The sequence below is a fragment of the Vibrio sp. 10N.222.52.C3 genome (genome assembly GCF_041474195.1).
Taxonomy (GTDB): Bacteria; Pseudomonadota; Gammaproteobacteria; order Enterobacterales; family Vibrionaceae; genus Vibrio; species Vibrio crassostreae_C.
The window spans coordinates 1-1137 of sequence record NZ_JBFRTQ010000256.1 but is presented as its reverse complement, the minus strand read 5'-3'; the positions used below and the strand labels follow the sequence as shown (position 1 = coordinate 1137).

Below are 1137 nucleotides of genomic sequence, written 5' to 3'. Positions count from 1 at the left end.
CTCATAAATATTTCTAATTCTTCGAAATAATATTTTGAGGGTTATTATAATGGTGAAAAAATCCTGAAAAAGGAATATTTTATGAATGTTATTATAAAAAAAACTTTTATCGCATCATTTGCAATGTCGTACTGTTTAGTTATTAACGCTGAAGAGGGGGGGAGCGGTCATTACCAGCCTGGTTCTATTTCTTCTTTCATGGACGGTGTTCCAGCTAAACCTAGCTTCATTACACGCTTAAACCTAATAAGTTACAAAGGGGAATATAAGCCCCAAGTTTCGATCTTAGGTCTAAATAATGCGATTATAAAAGTAGAATCGCAAGCTTTAGCTTTAACAATGGTGTATAGGCCACATTTCGAAATTGGAGAAGGTTGGAGTTACGCTTTTGGTGGAACCATTCCATTTATCAATGTCACTACTAATATAGGGGTGAATGGACAGAGTAATGTGAACATTACAGAGGAGAATTCGGGTATTGGCGATGTTATATTAGTCCCTGTGATGTTAGAACAAAATATAAACTCTGACTTGAATTTGAACTATCGCGTCAGTATTTATGCTCCTACTGGAGGTTATAAGGAAGGGCAATTAGCTAATACAGGTAAGAATTATTGGACGATTGAACCAACTGTAGGGGCGGTTTATTTTGGTAAAGAAAACGGAATTGAAGCAAGTGTCTACGCTGGCGTTGACTTTAATACTGAAAATCATGAAACCAGCTATCAATCAGGTACCCAAGGACATGTTGAAGCAACCTTTGGGCAAAGCTTTCCATTTTTTGGAGGCTTAGCGAGTGTGGGGGCGACTGGTTTTTATTATCAACAATTAACCGGAGACAGTGGATCTGGTGCTATTTTCGGTGATTTTAAAGCAAAAACAGTAGGGGCTGGCCCGAGGGTTTCTTTTGTTCACAAAACAGAAAGGGGAGGCATTGCGATGGAATTAAAATGGTTCCATGAATTTGAGACAGAAAGGCGTACAAAAGGAGGCGCGATTTTTTTAAAAGCAGTAGCTAAGTTCTAGTTGCCTTGTTCTGAAATTAAATAGGAGTAAATCAAGTTAATAGTTAATAATTTCTGCAAACCCCTACATTAATTTTTTGATTATCCTGAATAAATATTATCTATCTTAATT

1 protein-coding gene is annotated in these 1137 nt (G+C 36.8%); it reads left to right on the top strand.

Annotation, left to right across the window (positions count from 1 at the left end):
• The first annotated feature begins 81 nt into the window (after positions 1–81).
• Positions 82–1026: a transporter gene (locus tag AB4517_RS22775; protein WP_372150135.1), complete on the top strand. Its 945-nt coding sequence runs from the start codon at positions 82–84 to the stop codon at positions 1024–1026.
• Positions 1027–1137 lie beyond the last annotated feature (111 nt).

What these genes read in the sequence shown, in the direction of transcription:
- AB4517_RS22775 (WP_372150135.1), top strand. Translation starts at nt 82, where the DNA reads ATGAATGTTATTATAAAAAAAACTTTTATCGCATCATTTGCAATGTCG.